This window comes from Novosphingobium resinovorum, assembly GCF_001742225.1.
GTDB classification, from domain to species: Bacteria; Pseudomonadota; Alphaproteobacteria; order Sphingomonadales; family Sphingomonadaceae; genus Novosphingobium; species Novosphingobium resinovorum_A.
Genome location: NZ_CP017075.1, coordinates 1,035,512 through 1,057,679, shown reverse-complemented (window position 1 = coordinate 1,057,679; position 22,168 = coordinate 1,035,512). Strand labels below are relative to the sequence as shown.

At 65.8% G+C, this 22,168-nt stretch carries 16 protein-coding genes and 1 tRNA gene; 6 read left to right on the top strand and 11 right to left on the bottom strand.

Features of this window, described 5'->3' with window-relative positions; translation table 11 throughout:
* Positions 1-136: 136 nt before the first annotated feature.
* The 3 genes from BES08_RS04835 to BES08_RS04825 all read left to right on the top strand — a co-directional run bounded on the left by BES08_RS04835 (position 137) and on the right by BES08_RS04825 (position 5,265).
* The gene (locus BES08_RS04835; RefSeq protein WP_008833356.1) at positions 137-1,804 is read left to right on the top strand and encodes an MFS transporter; all 1,668 of its coding nucleotides are present in this window, start codon (positions 137-139) and stop codon (positions 1,802-1,804) included.
* A 108-nt stretch (positions 1,805-1,912) separates the two neighbouring features.
* A complete protein-coding gene (locus BES08_RS04830; RefSeq protein ID WP_197524421.1) occupies positions 1,913-4,126 on the top strand; it encodes a TonB-dependent receptor in 2,214 nt (737 codons plus the stop codon).
* A 92-nt stretch (positions 4,127-4,218) separates the two neighbouring features.
* Entirely contained in the window at positions 4,219-5,265 is a 1,047-nt protein-coding gene (locus BES08_RS04825; protein WP_008833354.1) for an NAD(P)H-dependent amine dehydrogenase family protein, read from the top strand.
* On the opposite strand, the gene BES08_RS04820 is transcribed toward BES08_RS04825, so the two are convergent.
* From BES08_RS04820 to infA, 8 genes are all read right to left on the bottom strand, one after another.
* A complete protein-coding gene (locus BES08_RS04820; RefSeq protein ID WP_069707735.1) occupies positions 5,256-6,668 on the bottom strand; it encodes an efflux transporter outer membrane subunit in 1,413 nt (470 codons plus the stop codon). The two genes, BES08_RS04825 and BES08_RS04820, sit on opposite strands and share 10 nt — an antisense overlap.
* Complete coding sequence (locus tag BES08_RS04815) at positions 6,665-9,871, bottom strand: multidrug efflux RND transporter permease subunit (RefSeq protein WP_008832187.1); 3,207 nt, start codon at positions 9,869-9,871, stop codon at positions 6,665-6,667. Before BES08_RS04815 ends, BES08_RS04820 begins: the two co-directional genes overlap by 4 nt.
* 6 nt (positions 9,872-9,877) lie before the next feature.
* On the bottom strand, positions 9,878-11,113 hold the full coding sequence (locus tag BES08_RS04810; RefSeq protein WP_008832186.1) for an efflux RND transporter periplasmic adaptor subunit: 1,236 nt from the start codon (positions 11,111-11,113) through the stop codon (positions 9,878-9,880).
* Positions 11,114-11,304: 191 nt separating this feature from the next.
* Positions 11,305-11,380, bottom strand: a tRNA-Phe gene (locus BES08_RS04805).
* Positions 11,381-11,480: 100 nt separating this feature from the next.
* On the bottom strand, positions 11,481-11,672 hold the full coding sequence (locus BES08_RS04800) for a DNA gyrase inhibitor YacG (RefSeq protein ID WP_008832185.1): 192 nt from the start codon (positions 11,670-11,672) through the stop codon (positions 11,481-11,483).
* Complete coding sequence (locus tag BES08_RS04795) at positions 11,669-12,643, bottom strand: Rne/Rng family ribonuclease (protein ID WP_008832184.1); 975 nt, start codon at positions 12,641-12,643, stop codon at positions 11,669-11,671. Before BES08_RS04795 ends, BES08_RS04800 begins: the two co-directional genes overlap by 4 nt.
* The gene (locus tag BES08_RS04790; RefSeq protein WP_036524918.1) at positions 12,636-13,223 is read right to left on the bottom strand and encodes a Maf family protein; all 588 of its coding nucleotides are present in this window, start codon (positions 13,221-13,223) and stop codon (positions 12,636-12,638) included. The genes BES08_RS04795 and BES08_RS04790 overlap by 8 nt, the downstream gene beginning before the upstream one ends.
* 16 nt (positions 13,224-13,239) lie before the next feature.
* Positions 13,240-13,491 (bottom strand): translation initiation factor IF-1, encoded by a 252-nt coding sequence (gene infA / locus BES08_RS04785; RefSeq protein WP_008832182.1) that lies wholly within the window; start codon positions 13,489-13,491, stop codon positions 13,240-13,242.
* A gap of 314 nt (positions 13,492-13,805) precedes the next feature.
* Between infA and BES08_RS33880 the strand changes: the two genes are divergently transcribed.
* From BES08_RS33880 to BES08_RS04770, 3 genes are all read left to right on the top strand, one after another.
* Positions 13,806-16,925: a TonB-dependent receptor gene (locus BES08_RS33880; RefSeq protein WP_069707734.1), complete on the top strand. Its 3,120-nt coding sequence runs from the start codon at positions 13,806-13,808 to the stop codon at positions 16,923-16,925.
* A 177-nt stretch (positions 16,926-17,102) separates the two neighbouring features.
* On the top strand, positions 17,103-19,046 hold the full coding sequence (gene uvrC / locus BES08_RS04775) for an excinuclease ABC subunit UvrC (RefSeq protein ID WP_037518833.1): 1,944 nt from the start codon (positions 17,103-17,105) through the stop codon (positions 19,044-19,046).
* A 92-nt stretch (positions 19,047-19,138) separates the two neighbouring features.
* The gene (locus BES08_RS04770; protein WP_008829500.1) at positions 19,139-19,753 is read left to right on the top strand and encodes a hypothetical protein; all 615 of its coding nucleotides are present in this window, start codon (positions 19,139-19,141) and stop codon (positions 19,751-19,753) included.
* A 7-nt stretch (positions 19,754-19,760) separates the two neighbouring features.
* Here BES08_RS04770 and BES08_RS04765 read toward each other — a convergent pair whose 3' ends face one another.
* The 3 genes from BES08_RS04765 to BES08_RS04755 all read right to left on the bottom strand — a co-directional run bounded on the left by BES08_RS04765 (position 19,761) and on the right by BES08_RS04755 (position 22,018).
* Positions 19,761-19,982, bottom strand: a complete 222-nt coding sequence (locus tag BES08_RS04765) for a DUF2061 domain-containing protein (RefSeq protein WP_008829499.1) — start codon at positions 19,980-19,982, stop codon at positions 19,761-19,763.
* A 96-nt stretch (positions 19,983-20,078) separates the two neighbouring features.
* Positions 20,079-20,939 (bottom strand): cupin domain-containing protein, encoded by an 861-nt coding sequence (locus BES08_RS04760; RefSeq protein WP_008829498.1) that lies wholly within the window; start codon positions 20,937-20,939, stop codon positions 20,079-20,081.
* The gene (locus BES08_RS04755; protein ID WP_083274733.1) at positions 20,936-22,018 is read right to left on the bottom strand and encodes a GNAT family N-acetyltransferase; all 1,083 of its coding nucleotides are present in this window, start codon (positions 22,016-22,018) and stop codon (positions 20,936-20,938) included. The genes BES08_RS04760 and BES08_RS04755 overlap by 4 nt, the downstream gene beginning before the upstream one ends.
* Between the last annotated feature and the right edge of the window lie 150 nt (positions 22,019-22,168).

Genomic DNA, 22,168 nt, shown 5'->3' with positions numbered 1-22,168 from the left:
GCGATTGCTGACTATAGTTAGTATGTCGGAATCGTGTTCGCTTGCGTCAATGGATCGTCTTCGCGATGGGCAGGTTGACGCTTGCGCCGGTGCGTTCAAGATCGGCGCACAGATATAACGACAGGGGACAGCAGCGATGGCGACGGCGCAGGAAGAGGAGGCAGGCGGGGCCTTCGCACCGCTTCGCGAACGCACGTTCCGCAATATCTGGACGGCCAGTCTCTTCTCCAACTTCGGCCAGCTCTTCCTCGGCGTCGGTGCGCAATGGGAGATGACGCGGCTCAGCAATTCACCCAGCATGGTCGCCCTGGTGCAGACCGCGATGATGATCCCGTTGATGCTGGTGACCCTGCCCGCAGGCGCCATCGCCGACATGTTCGACCGTCGCCGGATTGCCATGACCGGCCTGACGTTCAGTGCGGTGAGTGCGGCAATCCTGGCGGCAGTGACGTTCCTTGGGCTGACGACGCCCTGGCTGCTACTGGCTTTCTGCGTACTGACCGGGGCAGGCGTGGCGCTGTTCTCGCCGTCGTGGCAGGCCTCCATCCCTGAGCAGGTCTCGCGCACACATCTGCCTGCCGCGGTGGCGCTGGGAACGATCAGCTACAACGTCGCGCGCAGTTTCGGGCCTGCGTTGGGCGGAGTGATCGTGGTGATTTACGGTGTGAAGGTTGTGTTCGGCATGACCTCGCTGCTCTACCTGCCGCTGCTCACTGCGTTCTTCTTCTGGCGACGCAGGCACGTGCCTTCCCGGTTGCCGCCGGAGCGGATCGACCGCGCGATCCTGACCGGTGCGCGCTACGCGCTGCATGCTCCGGCGGTGCGTACCGCGCTGCTGCGGGTGCTCGGCTTCGGGCTGTCGACGGCGACGGCCTCTGCGCTTGCGCCGCTGATTGCAAAGGATCTTCTCCAGGGCAATGCAGCGACTTTCGGCATCCTGCTTGGCGCACAAGGCGTCGGTGCAGTGGGGGGAGCGCTGTTCGTGAGCCAAATTCGGGCGATGGTCTCGACCGAGTGGGCGATAAGGCTGTTCGCGATCGCCAGCGGAGTTGCCCTCGTCGCGATAGGGTTCAGTCACTCGCTGGTGCTGACCTGCCTTGCCTTTCTCGTCGTCGGGGCGGGCAACATCCTTACCGTCGCCATGCTCAACGTGACGGTCCAGCTTTCCGCGCCGCGTTGGGTCACGGCGCGGGCACTTTCGCTGTTCTCCTCCGCGATCACGGCCGGGATCGGCATCGGCGCATGGGGCTGGGGAGTGGTCGCCGCCCGCCATGACGTCGCCTTCGCGCTGGTCGCGTCGGGCCTCGCTGTTGCTGCCACGGCGCTGCTGGGCATGGTCCTTCCGATCCGCGAGGAGCCCGAGGCCGACATGGATTCGGTCGAGATCGGTCACGAACCTTCGGCCACTCTGCCGCTCACCCTGCGCTCCGGCCCGCTGGTCGTCGAGGTCGAGTACGACGTCGATCCCGAACTCGCCCGCGAATTCTACGAGGTCATGATGACCATGCAGAGGGTGCGCAAGCGCATCGGCGGCTTCGACTGGACCATCGCGCGCGACATCGAGAACCCGGCATTATGGACAGAGCGATACCACTGTCCGACCTGGGGCGACTACCTGCGCATGCGCGGGCGCTACACCCAGGCCGATTACGCTATTCAGGCCCAGGCAGACGGCTTCAACCGTAGTAACAATGGCCGCCGTGTGCGCCGCCGTCTCGAGCGCCCTTTCGGCTCCGTGCGGTGGAAGGCGGAGTCCTATGATCCACGCCAGGAAACGATCGGCTACATCACCCCGGGTACCTGAAGCACCGCCAAATCTGCCGCTGCGATATCTGGGCGAAGGTCCGGCCGATCACTGGAACACGTAACAACCTCGTGTAGCCTCGCGTCAAAAGCAGATGGGAGGGATATCGTGAAGACAGCAGGGACTTTCGCGTCCATATTCGCATTAGCAGTGGTGGCGCCGGTTTCGGTGCACGCGCAGGAGGCACAGAATGCCGCCGCAGCGGACGAGGGCGCGATCATCGTCACCGCGCAGCGCCGTGCCGAAGCGCAAGTGGACGTGCCGATCTCGATCACCAACCTGTCTAGCGATGCGCTCAAGACCGCCAGCGTGCAGCAACTGGCGGACATCGGCAAGGTTACCCCGGCGCTGCGCTTCGACTTCGCGGGCGGGTTCTTCCAGCCCACCATTCGCGGCATCGGCACGGCGGTGACGACTTCGGGCGGGGGCGGCAATGTCGGCATCTACATCGACGGGTTCTACTCGCCCAACCCGCTGGCGGCCGACTTCGATCTCATCAGCGTGAACTCGATCCAGGTGCTGAAAGGGCCGCAAGGCACGCTGTTCGGCCGCAACACCACCGGCGGCGCGATCCTCGTCACCACTCGCGAGCCGTCCACTTCGGGCAATGCTTTCGAAGGTCGCGTGACTTACGGCCGCTACAACGAGGCCAAGGCCGAAGCCTTCACCAACTACGTCATTTCCGACCGTGTGGCACTGAGCCTAGAGGGCCAGTATCGCCGCGGTAACGGTTGGCAGCGCGACATCTCCAATGATGATCGGCGCGTGGGCGACTACGAGAACTGGTCGTTCCGTCTCGGCCTCAAGGCGGAACTGACCGACACGGTGGACGTCCTGCTGCGCTACAAGCACGGCCAGGTGGACGATCCCTCGACCATGCTGGCGTCCAGCCTCGACACCTCAGATTTCGGGCTCGGTGCGCCGTTCGGTGGAGTGCCGGGGACTTACACCACGGCGAAGAACCGCATCGCCAGCGGTTCGGTGCCGGAAGTCTTCCGCTCTAATACCGACGTAGTGCAAGGCACGATCCGCGCCGATCTCGGCTTCGCGGACCTGACCTCCTACAGTCAGTACCGCAGCGAAAACTCGTTCATGTCGCAGGACCTCGACTATTCCGGATTGGACCTGTTCCAGCTTGGCCTGCCCAACCTCAACGAGACCTGGAGCCAGGAACTGCTGCTCACCTCCAAGGCGGGGCCAAAGCTGCAGTGGACGGCGGGTTTGTTCTACTTCCAGAACACCGACACCTATATCACCTACATCAACAACGGCGGAAACGCGCCTGACCAGCGTATCCGGCTCGGCGGATCGAGCACCACGGTCAGGAGCTACGCCGCGTTCCTCGACGCCACTTACGAGATCACGCCGCAGCTTTTCCTGACCGCGGGCGCGCGCTATTCGATCGATAAGATCGTCGATGCCTACTGGAACCAGCAGTTCCTGCTGACCGAGATGCCGGTGCCGAACATCTCGAACAACAAGCTGACCCCGCGCGTGGTGCTGCGCTACAAGCCGACCGACAGGACGAGTATCTACGCCTCGTTCACGAAGGGCTACAAGGCGGCGATCTCGGACGTCGGCGGCTCGTGCCAGATCCCCGACACGAACTACACCTGCAACCGCGTGCAGCCAGAGGACATCAACGCCTACGAAGTGGGCTTCAAGTACGAGGACCGCGGCCTCTCGTTCGAGGCGGCGGGGTTCTACTACGATTACAAGAACCTGCAGGTGTCGATCTACCGCACCGGCACGGCGGAGATCATCAACGCCGCGACCTCGGAAATCTACGGGTTGGAGGGTGCGCTGCACTACCAGGTCACGCCCGCTTTCCAGATCAACGCTGGCGCGTCCTACGTCCATGCGCGCTACAAGCGGTTCAACAACGCGCCGGTCTACGTGCGCTGTTCTGAACTGGGCGAGGAAACCGCTGCGACTTGCGCCGCCAACGGGATCACCTTCGTCGTCGTTCCCACTACGCTGGAAGACGTGACGATGCAGCGCACGCCCGAATTCACCGGCTTCGTCGGCGCGCGCTACGAGACGGACCTGGCCGGCGGGGAACTCGCGTTGTCGGGCAACCTGTTCTACTCGTCGAGCTTCTTCTTCGGTCCCTCGGGCGTGCAGTTCAAGCAAGGGGGCTATGAGACCCTGGCCCTGCGCGCGCAGTGGAATGCGCCGGACGACAAGTTCCACGTCGCGGTCTTCGGGGACAACGTCACCAACAGCCGCTACCTCACGCAGGCGCAGTATTCGAGCTTCGGCATCGGCGCGAACTGGAGCAAGCCGGTGACTTACGGCGTGGAATTCGGAGTGAAGTTCTGACTTCGAGCCGTCCCCGCATGGGGATTGTCCCCGGCACGCGCGCTTGCTGACGTGCGGGAACAAGGCTGAACGCAGCGAAAAGGGAGAGAGCGATGTCGCAAGACGCAAACAGGACTTGGCGTGTCGTCCAGTGGGCAACCGGGAACGTCGGCAGCCGCGCCTTGCGCATGGTCATCGAGCATCCCCGAATGGAGCTGGTCGGCCTGTGGGTCAACTCGGCGGAAAAGGTCGGCAAGGACGCGGGCGAACTCTGCGGCCTTGCCGAAACCGGCATCAAGGCGACCAACTCTCTGGACGAGATCGTCGCTCTCGATGCCGACTGCGTGCTGTTTATGCCGCAGGGGACCGATTGGGACGCCCTGTGTGCATTGCTCGCGTCAGGCAAGAATGTGGTGACGACGCGCTGCGACTTCCATTACCCGCCGCTGATTGATCCCGGGAACCGTGCCCGGATCGAGGAGGCCTGTGCCGCAGGTGGAACCTCGATCCATTCCACCGGTTCGAGCCCCGGTTTCGTCACCGAGGCGCTGGCGATCCCGCTGCTGTCGCTTCAGCGCGGGCATGGGCTGCTGACGATCGACGAATATGGCGACGTATCAAGCCGTAATTCGCCCGACATGCTGTTCAACATCATGGGCTTCGCAGCGCCCATGGCGCCTTTCGACCAGCACCGGGCCGAGCATCTCAAGGGCGACTTCGGCAGTTCGCTTTCACAGATCGCCGAGGCCATAGGATTGCCCTGCGACGAAATCGAGGCAGTCGGCGAACTGTCGGCGGCGAGGCACGACGTGGAGATCGCGGCAGGCAGGATACCTGCCGGTACGGTGGGCGCAATGCGTACCACGATCACCTGCATGCATAAAGGGCGCCCAATCCTGCGCTTCCGTGCCAACTGGTACGCCACCACCGACATCGAACACGACTGGAACTTGCGCGAGTCCGGCTGGCGGGTCACCACCGAAGGGGACACGCCGGTCAAGGTGGACATCACCTTCCCGGTCGCGGAGGAGGACTACGCAGCCTACACCCCCGGACTGACCGCGCATCGGCCTATCAACGCCATCCCGGCGGTCTGCGCTGCCGCTCCCGGCATCCGCACGACCGTCGAACTGCCGCAGATCGTCCCGCTTTACGGCTGAGCAGGCGCCGTTGCCTGATCCCCGCCGAGCACCCGATAAAGCGCGATCCGGTTTCCCGCCTGCGTGAGGCGAACTGCGATCTCCGCCTGCCGCGCGGAATAGAGGCTGCGCTGCGCCACGAGGTTGTCTAGCGAGCCGACGATGCCCCGGCGATAGCTTGCCTCGGTGAGAGTGGCGGCATCCTGCGCGGCGCTGGTGAAGGCGGTCGCGGCGCGCAGGCGTTCGGTGAGCGTCCCCTGGTCGGCGAGGGCGTCGGCGGTTTCCCGGAAGGCGGTCTGGATTGCCTTTTCGTAAGTCGCCAGGGCCGCGTCGCGCTGGGCTTTGGTCACCTCGACATTGGCCTTGCGGCCGCCCGCGTTGAATACCGACCAACTCCCGTCCGCACCCAGCGTCGTCGTACGCGAGGCCGTGTCGAACAGGCTCGACAGCGACTGGCTGGCGAAGCCGATCAGGGCGCTCAGCGAGATCGTGGGGAAAAGCTGAGCCCTTGCCACGCCGATGTCGGCATTGGCGGCGCGCAGTTGGTATTCGGCCTGAACCACGTCGGGGCGGCGGAGCAATACTTGCGTCGAGAGCCCGGCAGGCACTTCGCCGAGGCTGGAGTTGACCTCGTCGATCCCGGTCGGGAGCAGCGCGCGATCGAATTCCGCACCTACGAGAAGGCGGATCGCGTTGATGTCCTGCGCCAGCGCGGCGGTCTGCGTGGCGAGGTCGCCATTGGCGGTTTCCAGAACCTGCTCGGCCTGCCGCAGTTCCGTGCGCGCGGCGACGCCGCCCTTGAGGCGGGCGGACGACAGCCGCACGCTATCCTTGGCGTTGGCCGCAGTAGCCTGCGCCAGCTTGAGCAGGTCGGTGTCGGCGGCATACGTCGCCCAAGCCTGCGCAAGATCGGCGACGAGGCCAAGGCGAACCGTCCGCGCTGCCGATTCCGTCGCCAGTGCTGTATCGCGGTCGGACCGGGTGGCGTTGGCGAGCTTGCCGAACAGGTCCAGCTCGAAGCTGGAGATACCGCCCTGCACCGAATAGCTCATGCCGTTGAGGCCGAAGCCGCCGCCGGTCTCGGTGTCGGTGGCGGAGCCGCTGATGCCGACAGCCGGGAACTGGTTCGCCCGAGTTACGCGCACTTGTGCCCGCGCCGCCGCGACGTTCGCCGCCGCCACGCGCAAGTCGCGGTTGTTGGCCAGTGCCTCCTCGACGAGCGACTGCAGGCGAGGATCGCGGAATATGTCCTTGTAGGACACCACCGGCAGCGAAGCCTCGCTTTGCTGCAGGTAGGCGTCGCCAACCGGCCAGGAGGCCGGGACCGGCAAGTCGGGCTGGACGTACTTGGGGGCCAGCGAACAGGCGCCAAGGGCGAGGGCAGGCAGGACGCCCGCCATCAGGCGGATGCTCATGCGCTTCATGCTGCGTCTCCCGAGCGCCCGCGGCGCTGCTGCAGTTTCTCGTGTGCCGCGGCTAGGCCGTCACGTACGCTGCGGCGCACGAGCACGAAGAACAGCGGGATATAGAAGATCGCGAGGATCGTCGCGGTGAGCATGCCGCCGACCACCGCCGTGCCGATCGCGACGCGGCTGTTGGCGCCCGCGCCGGTGGCGATGGCAAGCGGCAGCACGCCGAAGATGAAGGCGAAGCTGGTCATCAGGATCGGACGCAGGCGGATCTTGGCGGCCTCCAGCGCGGCGTCGATGACGCGCTTGCCCTGGCGCTCGGCTTGCTCCGCGAATTCGATCATGAGGATCGCGTTCTTCGCGGCGAGGCCCATCGTCGTCAGCAGGCCGATCTGCAGGTACACGTCGTTCTCCAACCCGCGCAGCGTGACGAAGGCGATCGCACCCAGCAGGCCGAGCGGGATGACGAGGATCACCGCGACCGGGATCGACCAGCTTTCATAGAGCGCCGCAAGGCACAGGAACACGACGAGCAGCGACAGGGCGTAGAGGATCGGCCCTTGCCCGGAGGAAAGCCGCTCCTGATACGAGGCACCGGCCCATGCGACGCTGACGCCCGGGATATCCGAGACCAGCTGCTCCATCACGTTCATCGCGGTGCCCGAGCTGACGCCCGAGCCTGCGTTGCCCGAGAATTCGTACGCGGGCAGGCCGTTGAAGCGCGAGGTCGAACTCGGCGCCGTCGACCATCCGACGGTGGAGAAGGCGGAGAAAGGTGCCATCTGCCCGCCCGACCCGCGAACGAACCACTGCGCGAGGTCTTCCGGGCGCGAGCGGAACTGCGCGTCGCCCTGAACGTAGACGCGCTTGACGCGGCCCTTGTCGATGAAGTCGTTGACATACGTACCGCCCCATGCCGTCGAGAGCGTGGAATTGACGTTGCCGGGGGTCAGCCCAAACGCGGTTAGGGCACGAATATCGGTGTTGATCTTCAGGGTCGAGACGTCTGGAAGGTTGCTCAGGCGCACACCGGACAGCTGGTCGTTCGCGCTTGCTGCGGCGAGCAGCTTCTCGCGCGCAGCCATGAACTTGTCGTCGGACAGGCCGCTGGCGTTTTGCAATTCCATCGTGAAGCCCGCTGAATCGCCGAGGCCGCGAACGGAGCCCGGCACCAGCACGAAGACCTGCGCGTCACGAAGGCTGCGGAAGGCGGCGCTGGCGCGCTGGACGATGGCGTCGGCGCTGTCCTTGGGGTCGGTACGCTGCGACCAGTCGGTCAGATTGATGAAGCCCTGACCGCTGTTCTGGCCGGATGCACCGCGCCCGCCGCCCGCGACGGAGAACATGCCCGCGACGTTGTGCTTCTCGTAAGTCGTGAAGTACTTCTCGATTTCGCGCTGCACTTGCTCGGTGCGCGAGCGCGGGGTGCCGGCGGGCAGGCGCCATTGCACGCTGATGTTGCCCTGGTCCTCGTTCGGCAGGAAGCCGGTGGGCAGGCGCTGGAACAGCAGGAACGTGCCGACGCAAGTAACCGCGAACAGCGCGAGCCAGCGCCACTTGTGCGCGACGACGACGTCCACCTTGCGCACGTAGGCATCGGTGACGCGCTCGAAGCTGCGGTTGAACCAGGTATGGAACTTCTCCCAGCCACGCGCGAGCCAGGGCAGGTGTCGTTCGATCCAGTTCGGCTCGTGATCTTCCTCACCGTGAGGCTTCTTGGCCTTGAGCAGCGTCGCCGTCAGCGCCGGGCTGAGGATCAGCGCCACCAGCACCGAAAGTACCATCGCGGTCACGATGGTCAGCGAAAACTGGCGGTAGATCACGCCCGTCGAGCCGCCGAAGAAGGCCATCGGCAGGAACACCGCCGAAAGCACCAGCGCGATAGCCACCAGCGCGACCTGGATTTCCTCCATCGACTTGATGGTGGCATCGCGCGGAGACATGCCGGGGTTCTCTTCCAGCAGGCGCTCGACGTTCTCGACCACCACGATGGCGTCATCGACCAGCAGGCCGATCGCCAGCACCAGCCCGAACAGCGTCATCGTGTTGATGGAGAAGCCCATCACGTAGAACACCGCGAAAGTGCCCAGCAGCACCACCGGCACCGCGATCGCCGGGATCAGCGTGGCGCGCCAGCTTTGCAGGAACACGAACATCACGATGACGACGAGGATGATCGCCTCGAACAGTGCCTTCTCGACCTCCTCGACCGAGAGCTTGATGAAGGTCGTGGAGTCGCTGCCGTAGATGTATGTCAAACCGTCCGGCATTTCGGCGGATAGGTCCTGCATCTTCGCCTTGACCGCCTCTGCCGTACGTAAGGCGTCGGCGCCGGGCGCCAGCGAGATGGAGATACCTGCGCCCGGATGGCCGTTGACCCGGCTGACTGCGGTATAGTTGTCCGCGCCGATCTCCACCCGTGCGACATCGCCGATGGTGACGACCGAGCCGTCCGGGTTGGTCTTGAGCACGATGGCGCGGAACTGGTCGGCGGTCTGTAGGCGCGAGCCGGCGGTGACGACGGCGTTGATCGCCTGATCGTCGACCGCAGGCGTGCCGCCGATTTCGCCCGCCGCGACTTCGGTGTTCTGGGCGGTGATCGCGGACGTTACGTCGCTAGGCATGAGCGCCACGGCGGCGAGCTTGCGCGGGTCCAGCCAGATACGCATGGCGTGCGGCGCGCCGAACACGTTGACGTCGCCCACGCCTTGGACGCGCGAGAGCGGGTCCTGGATGTTCGAGGCAAGATAGTCCGACACGTCCTGGTTGGAGCGCTGGTCGGTCTCGTCATAGACCGCCACCAGCAGCAGCTGGTCGGCGTTAGACTTGGTCACGGTGACGCCGCGCGCCTGCACGGTCTGCGGCAGGCGCGGGATCGCGGACTGGACCTTGTTCTGGACCTGGACCTGCGCGATGTCGGGGTCGGTGCCCTTGGCGAAAGTGGCGCTGATGGTCGCCTGGCCGCGGTTGCTCGACTCGGAGCTGAAGTAGAGCAGCCCGTCGATGCCGGTCAGCTGCTGCTCGATGATCTGCGTCACCGAGTTCTCGATCGTTTGCGCCGACGCGCCTTGATAAGTGGCGCGGATGTTCACCTGCGTAGGCGCGATGTCGGGGTATTGCTCGTTCGGCAGGAAGTTCAGCGCACCGAGACCGGTGAGCATCACGATGATCGCCAGAACCCAGGCGAAGATCGGGCGATCGATGAATATGCGGGACATGAACCGTTAGCCGCGCTTGTGGCCGGATTGCGCTGTCTCTGCGCCTTGGCCTTCCTTGCGCGGCTCAACCTTTTGGGGGGCCGTGCTGACAACCGGCTTGATCGGAGCGCCCTGACGCAGGCCGTTGAGGCCTTGGATGATGACCTTGTCGCCCTTCTTGAGACCGCCGGTGACGACCGCGAACTCGTTGTAGGTGCGATCGGCGGTGACCTTGCGGCGCGTAGCCTTGTTGTCGGCGCCGACCAGCATGACGTAGGCACTGCCGTCGAAGTCGCGCTGGACCGCGTTCTGCGGGATCAGGAACGCATTGGGGTCCGATGCCTGATCGAACATCGCCGTCACGAACATGCCGGGCAGCAGCAGGCCGTCCGGGTTCGGGAAGCGGGCGCGCAGGGTGACGGTGCCGGTGGTCTGATCGACCGTGACTTCGGAGAACTGCACGGTGCCCGCCTGCGGATAGCGGATGCCGCCGTCCAGCATGAGGTGGACCTCGGTGCTGCCGGGGGTGACGCCCCCCGCCGCGAGACGCTGGCGCAGACTCGTCAATTCTGCGGCGGACTGCTGCATGTCGACGTAGATCGGATCCATGCGCTGGATCACCGCGAGCGGATCGGCCTGCGTGGCACTGACGAGGGCGCCGACGGTGAACAACTGACGTCCGATCTTCCCGCTGATCGGTGCGGGGACGGTGGTGAAGCGCAGGTTGATCTTGGCCGTATCAAGCGTGGCGGCGTTCTGCGCAATGGCAGCCTTCGCCGTGCGAGATGCCGCCAGGGCGTCGGTATAGTCCTGCTTGGCGACCGCTTCCATATCGGCGAGCGGGCGATAGCGCTCCGCTTTGACCGATGCGGCATCCGCCGTGGCGCGGGCGCTGGCGAGGTTGGCCTGCGCCTGGTTGACTGCCGCACGGTAGAGGCTGGGGTCGATCTCGAACAGGGGTTGGCCTGCCTTGACCGTGCTGCCCTCGGTAAAGAAGCGGCGCTTGATGACGCCGGTTACCTGCGGGCGCACCTCGGACGTCTCGAAGGCGACCGTACGGCCGCTGAGCGTTGCCGAGAGGGGGACGCTGCTGGTCTGCGCGACGATGTAGCCGACTTCGGCAGTGCGCTGCTGCTGGCCCTTTGACGACTCACCGGAGCATGCCGCTAGCGACACTCCGGCAAGCGCGAGGGCGGCAACAGGCAGGAGCGGCCAGCGCCAACCGGAGGGCCGGCGAAGGGCATAAGGGGGGAAGCTGTTCAAGTCGCGCGCCTTGTTGGATGTTGCCCTGTCCTATTCAGCAAAACGGTGCGCGAGCAAGCGCCCATTTCGCAGATGCGACAATTTGCGACTAAAGATCAAAGCCGCATTACAATCCGGCAGGACATGCTGAAATCCATCACGGATGTCCGCAATGACGTTAGATTTCGGGTGCGACACCAAAGGAAAGGAAATGGTGCCCGAGGGCGGATTCGAACCACCGACACTGCGATTTTCAGTCGCATGCTCTACCAACTGAGCTACTCGGGCACTCGTTCGGCGGCGGCCTCTGGAAGAGACCGGCGAGCGGTGTGGGCGGGCCTATGAAGAAGGTGGCCGACCTTGGCAAGCCCTAAATGACGAAGAAATTTCAATCGTCCTGTGGATTGTTTTTTTCCTGCCCGACGAAGTCCTCGGGATCGTGGGGCTGCCCGGGCAGGGCGTAGCCGTCGTCCAACCACTTCAGCAGGTCACGGTCGCGGCACTGCTTGGAGCAGAACGGCGTGAACTCGGCGGCGCGGGGTTTGCGGCAGATTGGGCATTTGCGTTCGGAGAGGGTCATAGCGGCACCGCCTGCGCGAATCCGGCGGCCAGCGCAAGCGTGCGCTCCTCCTGCCAGCGGATCGTGCGCCCGGTGCGCCGCGCGAGGTCGGCGAGCCATTCCTCGCTCGTCGCGGCGCGCACGGCCGGGTGCGCGGTGAGTAGCAGCGCGCCCGGTTCGGCGACATGCTCGGCGCTGCGCATAAGCAGGCGCGCGGCGGCGGCGACGGGGGCGGCACGCACCCGCTGCGGGATGGAGGGGCGTTCCAGCCGCGCGACGAGTTGCACGAAGCCGAAGCCGTTCACCGCCGTGCGCTGGTGCGGCCAGTGGTCGAGCGCTTCGGCCAGAGCCTCGTCCACCGCGCGGCGGTCGTCCTTGCGCTCCAGCGAGGGGAAGTCGATGCCTATGGAGCCGGCAAGGTCGAGCCGCCCGACCGCGTCGGCGATCGCGGGCACGGCGGCCAATGCCAGCGCGGCGAGCGGCAGGATGCCGTCGATATCGATCAGCGTCATCGCCGGGGTCGGCGTCACCACCAGCGATCCGCCCTCGAAGGCGATCACGCCGTCAAGCGCTTCGGCCACGATCTCGGGCCAGGGATCGTCGGGAAAGCGGCGGACCTTCCTGACCGGCAGTCCGCCGCCACGCAGCGATTCGGCAAGGGTGGGAGCAGGGCGAGGGGCAAGATCGCTGGCGCGGGTCTGGGCCAGTTTGTAGCGGCCGGTCTCGGCCATCGCTGCGCGGGTGACGAGCACCCGCTGGCGCGCGCCTTCGCTGGCGGATTTGGGCAAACCGTCGACGAACGCCTCCTCGCCCGAATCGAAGCGAACCGTTCCGCGTGAGGCTCCGGCGCGGCGCGATACCAGCACTGCGTCAGCGACTTCACCGGCGGTCAGCCGGCCCGGCCATTCCAGCCTTGCGGCAAGGACATGGCCGTTATCGACGAGAATCGCGCGGGTTTCGCCGATCCCCTCTTCGACCAGCCATTCAGCCAATGGGGAAGCCTGCGCCCTTCAGCAGGGCGCGCGTCTCGAACAGGGGGAGGCCGACGACGCCCGAGTGGCTGCCGGAAATCCACGCGATGAGGCCTTCGGCGCTGCCCTGGATGGCATAGCCACCGGCCTTGCCCTCCCACTCGCCGCCGGCGATGTAGGCTTCAACCTCGTCTTTGGACAATTGCTTGAAGCGCACGATCGTCTCGTTCAGCCGCTCGTGCAGGGTGCCGCCGGGCGCGCGCAGGGCGATGGCGGAGAGGACGCGGTGCCGCCTGCCCGAAAGCAACGCGAGACATTCGCGCGCGGTCTTCTCATCTTCGGCCTTGGGCAGCACGCGGCGGCCGCAGGCGACTACGGTGTCGCCAGCCAGCACGAAAGCATCGCCGGGAGGCAGCGCAAGCGCCTTTTCCCGCGCCATGCGCCGGGCGTAATCGCGCGGCACCTCGCGGGGATGCGCAGTCTCGTCGATGTCTGCAGCTTCCACCGTGAAGTCGCTCATCCCGATGCGGGAGAGCAGTTCGCGGCGTCGCGGGCTGGCGGAAGCGAGAACGAGTCGGGGGGCGCCATGCCCCGCCGACAAATCTGCCGCAGTCAGGTCAGGACCCGAACTGGCCAGGGCCGCCACGGCCCGGCATGAAGCGGTAGGTGATGCGACCCTTGGTGAGATCGTAGGGGGTCAGCTCGCAGAGCACTTCGTCGCCGACCAGCACGCGAATGCGGTTCTTGCGCATCTTGCCTGCGGTGTGGCCGAGGATTTCGTGGCCGTTCTCCAGCTCGACGCGGAACATCGCGTTGGGGAGAAGTTCGACCACGCGGCCGCGCATTTCGAGGAGTTCTTCTTTCGCCATTGGCGATCAGTTTCCATTGTTCTGGTGTGTCATCGGCGCGCGACATAGCCACGACTCCGCGAAAATGGAAGCCTTGGCGGCATTTTTGCCGTTCGTGTGACTGCTTTGTCGCCATTTGCGCATCGCGCCATGGCCCGCAACGACTTCGCGACGATGCGTACAGTAGCAAGGGCCGCCGGTTCATGTTCGCGCAAGACGATTGCGACAAAATGATACCGCGCCCCCGCTTGTGGTCCGCAAGAGGCCAAGGCAATAGCGCGGGAGGGGAAGGAACACATCACTATTTCACAGATGCACCTTGGCGGAGACTGCACTTGCGTTCCTTACCTCTGATCAGCCTCGTGGCGAGCCTCGCCATGCCGATGCCTGCGTTCGCGGCGGAAGCGGCGGCTGACGCACCTAGCGTGCCGGTCATCAAGGATGACGACTCCGATCCCGACAACCCGCTGGAAGTCCACGGCAACGAGATTCTCGTCACCGCGCCGCGCGTGATCGGCTCGATCGACGTGCCCCAGCAGCCCATTGCGGTCTTCGACGAGAACGACATCGCGTCCTATGGCGTCGCCTCGATCGAGGAACTGCTGGATGCGATCAGCCCGCAGACCGGCAGCGGCCGCGGGCGCGGCGGCTCGCCGGTCATGCTGCTCAACGGCCAACGCATCTCCAGCTTCCGCGAGATGCGCGGCATCCCGCCCGAGGCGATCCGCCGGGTCGAGGTGCTGCCCGAGGAAGTGGCGCTGCGCTTCGGCTATTCGGCCAACCAGCGCGTCGTCAACATCATCCTCAAGGACCAGTTCTCGGCGGTGACGACTTCGGGCGAATACAATCGCCCTACGCGCGGCGGCTACGACAATTACGAACTGGAAGGCGGCCTGTTCAAGATCGCCGGGCCGCGCCGCTTCAACGTCAACGGCAAGCTCGACAACACCAGCATGCTGACCGAGGCCGAGCGCGGCATCACGCAGGACGAATCGCGTGTCTCGCAAGTCGCGGGCGATCCCGATCCGGCGCGCTATCGCAGCCTCGCCGCGCAGGACCACGAACTGACGCTGGAAGGCACGATGACGCAGGGGCTGGGCGAGAAGGGCCTGGCCGGGGCGATCACCGCGACCGGCGGCTATACCCGCTCAAACACGCTCTCGCTTTCGGGGCTCGACACGGTTCCGCTGACGTATGACGGCCAGACGCTGCGCCGCACGCTGGCCGATCCGCTGAGCAACCGCTCGATCACCGATACGTTCGAGGGTGGGCTCGGCTACAGCACGATGCTCGGCGAATGGCAGGTCAGCGCTACCGCCAATGCGACGTATACCGACACGAATACCCGCGTCGATCGCCGTCGCACCGAGACGCAGTACGGCGATCTGCAGGCCGAAGTCGCATCCGGCGCGCTTTCCATCACCGGGGCGCTGCCCAATGTGCCGGGCGCAGGCGTGGACGTCGCGACCACGCGCCAACTGACGCTGTCCAACCTCGTTACCCTGTCGGGCAAGCCGTTCCGGATGCCGGCGGGCGAGGCGAACCTGACGGTCAAGGGCGGGTACGACTTCGATCGCTCCATGAGCGAGGACACGCGCAACACCGTGGGCAACGTGACGCTCCGGCGCGGCGATCTGCTGGGCGGCGTCAATCTGGCGTTGCCGCTGACCAGCAAGGGAGAGGATTTCCTTGGCGCGGTGGGCGACATCACGCTGAATTTCAGCGGCGGACTGGACCACCTGTCGGACTTCGGAACGCTGACGGACTGGAGCGCGGGCGTTACATGGTCGCCGACCGAAACGCTGATGCTGCAGGCGAGCTATATCGTCGATCAGGCCGCGCCCAAGCTGACCCAGCTGGCCGCGCCGATGGTCGAGACATACAACGTCGCGGTCTACGATTTCACCAATTCGCGCACCGCGCTCGTCACCACGGTGACCGGCGGCAATCCGGACCTGAAGAAGGAAACCCAGCGCGACTGGAAAATCTCGGCACAGTGGAAGCTGCCGTTCCTGCAGCGCTCAAACCTGATCGTCGAATACTTCCGCAACCGGTCGAGCAACGTGACGCAGGCGTTCCCCCTGCTGACTTCGGCGATCGAGGACGCCTTCCCTGACCGCGTGACGCGCGACGCGGACGGCAACCTCACCCGGATCGATCGGCGCGCGGTGACTTTCGACGAAGTGAAGACTTCCTCCATGCGCTGGGGCTTTAACATTTCGGGTAGCCTCGGCGGTTCGTCATCGACTGGCGGTTCGTCCGGAGGCTCGTCCGCGCGGATGAGCGCTGCGCCGGTGCAATCGGTCACCGGCCCGAACGGGCCGATGGCGGGCGGTCAGGTATTGAATGGGGGGCAGACGTCCAACGAAGCCGCACGCCCCAACTTCGATCCCTCGCGCTTCGCCGCGATCCGCGAAAAGCTCTGCGCGCCCGGCGCAGGCGATCCCGATCCGGCGAGCCTGCCCGAAGGATTGCGCAATCGTCTCTCCGGTGCGGACGGCAAGATCGACCCGGCCAAGCTCGCCGAGTTCAAGCAGCGTGCCTGTTCGGCCGAAGGGCAGGGGGCCACGCCCGGCGAAGGCGGCGGCCGAGGTCCGATGGACCCCGAGCGTTTCGAACGCATCCGTACCGCGCTCTGCGCGGGCGGCAGTGGCCCACCGGACGTGGCGAGCCTGCCCGACCGCATGCGGGAGCGCATCATGGGCGCCGACGGCAAGGTCGATCCGGCTAAGCTCGCCGAACTGCGTGAGCGTTTCTGTAATGCGCCGACGCCGGCCCCTGGCACGACCCGCGCGCAGGGCGAGCAGCCGGGCTTCCCGCCGCCCGGGGCTTTTGGCGGTCAGCCGCCGATGGCATCGAATGCGGGCGAGCGCGGCGCCGGTGGCACTCGCGCCGAATCGGGCGGACGGGGTCCCGGCGGTGGACCGGGTGGTCCTCCGGGGGGCGGCTTTGGCCCTCCCGGCGGTCGCAATGGCAGTCGCTGGAACCTCTCGATCTATCACACCTGGCGCTTCACCGACACGATCCTCATCGCGCCGGGTGTGCCTGTGCTCGACCAGCTGAACGGCAATTCGACCTCGGCGGGCGGCACTCCGCGCCACACCATTGAGGCCGAGGGCGGCCTGTTCAAGAACGGCTATGGCCTGCGCCTGAAGGGTGAATGGAACGCGCCTGCCCGGGTCGATGGCTCGGGTGCGCCCGGCAGCCAGGACCTGCGGTTCGGCAGTACCTTCGACGTATCGCTGCGTATCTTCGCCGATCTCGGCCGCAACGAGGACCTTGTTTCCAAGATGCCGTTCTTCAAGGGATCGCGCCTGTCGCTCAAGGCCAACAACCTGCTCGATTCGCGGCAGAAGGTGACCGATCAGAACGGGCTCACCCCGATCGCTTATCAGCCCGCCTATCGCGAACCGCAGGGCCGCGTGTTGGGGATCGACTTCCGCAAGATGTTCTGAGGACAGGCGAGGCCCACCCCCGGCCCCTCCCGCTTGCGGGAGGGGCGAAATGGTCGGTCCCCCTCCCGCTTGCGGGAGGGGCGAAATGGTCGGTCCCCCTCCCGCTTGCGGGAGGGGCTGGGGGTGGGCGCGTTCGGGCACTTCCCCTTCGCGCGAACCTTCCCTATCTGCACGAACATGGCGAGAACACCAGCCGGCACTCCTGAGCAGCCCAACCATCTCGAACGCTTCAACGAGGAGCGGGCGACCTACACCGTGCGCGGTTCCGACCAGCCCGACCTGCAGGCGGGCGTAGAGGTGATCCGAGACACCGTCCGCACGCTGCCCGCCAAGCCCGGCGTCTACCGCATGCAGGACGCGCGCGGCGACGTGCTCTATGTCGGCAAGGCGCGGGTGCTGCGCAACCGCGTCGCCAATTATACCCAGTGGGAACGTCTGCCCGGTCGCTTGCAGCGCATGGTCAGCCAGACCCGCTCGATGACGATCGTGACGACCAATTCCGAAGCTGAGGCGCTGCTGCTCGAAGCGCAGCTCATCAAGCGTTTCCGGCCCGCGTACAACGTGCTGCTGCGCGACGACAAGTCGTTCCCGTTCATCCTGCTGCGCACTGACCACGAGTTCCCGCGCATCATGAAGCATCGCGGCGCGCGGCGGATGAAGGGCAATTACTACGGCCCCTTCGCCAGCGCCGGCTCGGTCAACACCACGATCAACGCGCTGCAGAAGCTGTTCCTGCTGCGCAGCTGCACCGACAGCTTCTTCGCCCGGCGCGACCGGCCTTGCCTGCTTTACCAGATCAAGCGCTGCTCGGCCCCTTGCGTCGACCGCATCGACGAGGCGGGCTACAAGGAACTGGTGCAGGAGGCGAAGGACTTCCTCGGCGGCAAGTCCAACGCAGTGCAGCGCAAGATCGAGGCGCAGATGGCCGAGGCGGCCGCCGACCTCGACTTCGAGCGCGCGGCGATGCTGCGCGACCGCCTGCGCGCGGCGACTTTCATTCAAGGCAGCCAGGCGATCAACGCGGAAGGGCTCGACAATGCCGACATCTTCGCGATGGCTAGCAAGGGCGGGCAGGTCGGCGTGCAGGCCTTCTTCATCCGCGGCGGCCAGAACTGGGGCCACCGCGCCTTCTTCCCCACCCACACCGAGGGCCTGAGCGAGGAAGAGGTGATGCAGGCGTTCCTCGCGCAGTTCTACGAGGAAGTGCCGCCCGCGCGCTGCATCCTCGTCGATCGCGAACTTCCCGAGGCCGAGCTGATCGCCGAAGCCCTGCGCGAGAGCGCGGGCGGCAAGGTGGAAATCTCCGTCCCCCAGCGCGGCAACCGCCGCAACCTGATGATGCAGGCCACCCGCAACGCGGTGGAAGCGCTCGACCGCCGCCAGGCTGAGCGCGGCACGCAGGCGAAAGTCTGGCGCGAGATGGCTGACTTCCTCGAGCTGCCCGACCTGCCGCAGCGCGTGGAAGTCTACGACAACAGCCATATCTCGGGCACAAAGGCGCTGGGCGCGATGGTGGTGGCGGGGCCGGAGGGCTTCCAGACCAGCCAGTACCGCAAGTTCAACATCAAGTCCGCGCAGACCGACGACGACTACGCGATGATGCGCGAGGTCATGACCCGCCGCTTCGGCCGCGTGCAGGCGGAAGACCCCGAGCGCACCGGCGGCACCTGGCCCGACCTCGTCCTGATCGACGGCGGCAAGGGCCAGATGAACGCGGTGAAGGACGCGCTGGAGGAACTCGGCATCGAGGACGTCAACCTCATCGCCATCGCCAAGGGCCCGCACCACGGCCGCGAGGGGCGCGAGGTGTTCCACTTCCCTGACGGGCGCGAGAAGATGTTGCCAGTGAACTCGCCGGTGCTGTTCCACCTCCAGCGCCTGCGTGACGAGGTCCACCGCTTCGTAATCGGCGCGCACCGGGCGAAGCGCAGCCGGGCGATCACCGCCAGCCCGCTCGACGAGATTCCCGGCATCGGCCCGGCCCGCAAGCGCGCTCTGCTGCTGCACTTCGGCACGGCCGGCAAGGTACGTGCGGCGAGCCTTGAAGATTTGCGCCGCGCGCCGGGTGTCAGCGTGGCGGTGGCGCAGACGATCTACGATTTCTACCACCCGAACGGCTGAGCGGCGCGACACCTGCGGCGGGCCGCGCAACTGACGATCATCTCCCCGGTTGAAGTTTCCGTAGGACGGAGGCGGGAAACGGGAGATTCAACGTGGTTACACTTAGTCCGCTCGCCATAGCCGTCGGCGTGATCGCGCTGGCCGTTCTGGTCGGCGTTGTCGTGACAGTCATGCGCAGTCGCCATACAGCGCGGCTGCGCGATCGGTTTGGCGACGAATACGATCGCACTATCGACCAGTCCGGCAGCACGTATGAGGCCGAGACCGTGCTCTATGAGCGCGAGCAGCGCGTCGCCGCCTTCGACATTCGCCCGTTGGAGCCCGCCCGGCGGGAAGCGTTCGTGCGCGCATGGCTGGAAGTGCAGGCCCAGTTCGTCGATGACCCGGCGGGTGCCGTCCAGCGCGCCGACGTGCTGCTTGCCGACGTCATGACCGCACGTGGCTATCCGGTGGCCGACTTCGACCAGCGCTACGAAGACCTGTCGGTCGATCACGGCGAGGTCGTCGCGCATTACCGCACCGGCCATCACATCGCCGCCAGCCATGCCCGCGGCGAGGCGGGCACTGAGGAATTGCGCCGGGCGATGATCCATTACCGTGCGCTGTTCGACGATCTCGTCAATGAGCCCGAGGACTTCAGCCCGGTGATCGAGCATCACGGCGGCCGCGTCCACGACTTGCGCAAGGAAACGACCCGGCGTTCCTGAACTGGTGTCAGACTGCGGCGTGGCGATGCCTCCGCAACGCGGTGAACGACGTGTCTCCGCTCCGCCAGGCACGCTCGTGAAAGAAGAAAACCACTGCGTTCACCATCGGCTCGATCAGAGCAATCCCGCCCGCCATCGTGACCGATCCGGTGACGAGATAGGCGACGGTGAAACCGACCATAAGATGGAGCGCAAGGAAACTGAGGGTCTTGGCGAAATCGCGGGTCATCGGGCGGTCCTTTTGACAACCCTTCTAATGCGAATGATTTGCAACAACAAAACGATCCTTGTCGCCACGGTGATCGACCGGAGCGATGAGCCAGTCCTACAGGCCCAGCTTGCGTGCGATACGCCAGCCTGTCGCCTTGGTGCGATTGCGATCCGGCCAGCGCCCCGGGGCCGTCGGTTTAAGCCCGCAACGTCGTAGAAGTCCGTTGAATGCCCGCGCATCCGCTTCCGCAAAACTCCACTCCGAGCGCCAGGTGATCGAGAGCGAAACGGAAGGCTCCGGCCCGTTGCGCACGAAATGCGGCGCCATAACCGGTACGTAAAGCGCTTCGCCCGGCGCGAGTGGGAATTCGCGGCCGCCGGCGAGCAGGTCGTCACGCCACTTCAGTTCTCGGCCGCCGCCGGTGTGGTAGGTTTCGTGAATCTCGTCCGGCGCAAAGGTCGGATCGCCCGCCGGGAACTGCGTCATCACCTTGGAGCCGCGCACCTGCATCAGGATGTTGTGTTCGGGGTCGAAGTGATAGGGCGTGACGCCCCCGGCGCTGGTCACGAATACGAAGGCCTGTGTCTTGAGCATGCGCCCGGTGCGCGCTTCGATGGCTGGACGGATTTCCGCCAATAACGCTTCAAGCAGTGCAGCGTACGCCGGGTCCTGCTCGACGTTCTTGAGCACCGCCCAGGAGCGGGTCGTCTCGATATGGCGGATCGTTTCGCCGATGGGGATGCCGGTCGGCCCGGGCTTTCCTTCGATGCCGATGGGCTGGTCGCTGGCATTGTATTCCACCGAGGCGGGGGGAAGTACCTCCGCCAGCCGGGCCAGTGCCTCCAGTTCCATCAGTGGATGTGCGCCAAGGGCGTGAGTCAGCTTATGCGGCACCTCGGGATAGTGCGATGCGAAGTCATGGCGCGCGGTGTCCGCAAAAACCGGACTTGCCTGGAGTAGAGTCGGGACGTTCATGGTCTGTGTCCGGCGGGATGGCGCGCGGTTTCGGCGCGCACGAACTGGCGGAAGGCGGCGCGGCGCAGCCTGCCGCCGATGGCGATGGAGAGCCGCCCGATGTCCCGGCGCTCGCGCCAGAGGTGGTCGATCATCGGATGGTCTGCGCTGGCGCAACTGTCGGTCCAGGCGATGTCTGCGCGGTCCAGCATGGCGAGATTCTCGCGCTGGAGCAGCACGCCGGGTGAAAAGCGCGCATATGTCTCGTCGAAGGCGGTCTTGTAGGAATAGGCGCCCGGTGCGGTCAGGAACGTCGCTAGCATCGCGACGGGGCGACCGTCGAGCGTCAGCGACAGTCTCTCCAGCCTGCCGCGCAGAGCTGCTCCTTCGAGGCTTTCGCGGAACATCCGCTCGGTCCGCTCGGAGCTTGCCAGCGCGGAGCCGGCTTTACCCTTCCAGCCCGCAGCCTCCAGCGCGAGGAAATCGGTGCACCACCGGGCGACGTCGCGAGCATCGGTGCTGTGCTCGAAGGCGATGGCACCTTCCTCGGCGAGGCGATTGGCCTGGCGGCGCAGTTCCTTGCGCTTCTTACTCGACAGCGCGGCTTCCAGATAGGTTTCGGGCGAAAGGTCGGAGGCGAGCATGGCGCGGGCCTCGCGGTGTACGATCTCGATCTGCCGCGCGTCCTGTGCCGCTACGGCGTCCAGTGCGGCGTGCAGCGGGCCGCCCAGCATCATGCCGCGCAAGTGCATGAACAGCGCCGCGTCAGGCCGGGTGTCGGCCCAGCTCAGAACGGCCTGCCAGAAAGGCACTTCTGCGCCCCGGGCGACCAGCGGCACGCCGCAGAAGCAGTTGGCGTGAAGCCAGCTGGACAAATGCGGCATCGGCCAGCGGTAGTAGCGGCGGGATGGAGCGACGGGCAGCAGGCCCACCAGTTGCCCGTCCTGCTCGAAGCGCAGGATCGTCACGGCGTCCGTGTCAGGCAGGTGGCGTAGCGAGGGGAGCAGATACCAGCTCTCGAAGAACGGGTTTGGCTCGCTGGCGTTGCCGGTTAGGCGGTCCCAGGCATCGACCTCGCTTTCCAGCGCGCGCCAGGGCATGGCGCAGAGGCTGCCCGAAAGCAGGCGAGCGGGCGCGATCTCGGCGTCCAGCACCGATGGGGCCTCTTTGCGATGTGCCTCGCCAGCCACTTGCAGACCGAATCCTGTTGCCGGAACGTTGCGTGTTCGTGGCCTGAATTAATGGCGAGA

Coding starts and splice junctions, on each gene's coding strand:
- BES08_RS04835 (WP_008833356.1), top strand. CDS start 137: ATGGCGACGGCGCAGGAAGAGGAGGCAGGCGGGGCCTTCGCACCGCTT.
- BES08_RS04825 (WP_008833354.1), top strand. CDS start 4,219: ATGTCGCAAGACGCAAACAGGACTTGGCGTGTCGTCCAGTGGGCAACC.
- BES08_RS04820 (WP_069707735.1), bottom strand. CDS start 6,668: ATGAAGCGCATGAGCATCCGCCTGATGGCGGGCGTCCTGCCTGCCCTC.
- BES08_RS04815 (WP_008832187.1), bottom strand. CDS start 9,871: ATGTCCCGCATATTCATCGATCGCCCGATCTTCGCCTGGGTTCTGGCG.
- BES08_RS04800 (WP_008832185.1), bottom strand. CDS start 11,672: ATGACCCTCTCCGAACGCAAATGCCCAATCTGCCGCAAACCCCGCGCC.
- infA (WP_008832182.1), bottom strand. CDS start 13,491: ATGGCGAAAGAAGAACTCCTCGAAATGCGCGGCCGCGTGGTCGAACTT.
- uvrC (WP_037518833.1), top strand. CDS start 17,103: ATGGCGAGAACACCAGCCGGCACTCCTGAGCAGCCCAACCATCTCGAA.
- BES08_RS04765 (WP_008829499.1), bottom strand. CDS start 19,982: ATGACCCGCGATTTCGCCAAGACCCTCAGTTTCCTTGCGCTCCATCTT.
- BES08_RS04760 (WP_008829498.1), bottom strand. CDS start 20,939: ATGAACGTCCCGACTCTACTCCAGGCAAGTCCGGTTTTTGCGGACACC.
- BES08_RS04755 (WP_083274733.1), bottom strand. CDS start 22,018: ATGCCCTGGCGCGCGCTGGAAAGCGAGGTCGATGCCTGGGACCGCCTA.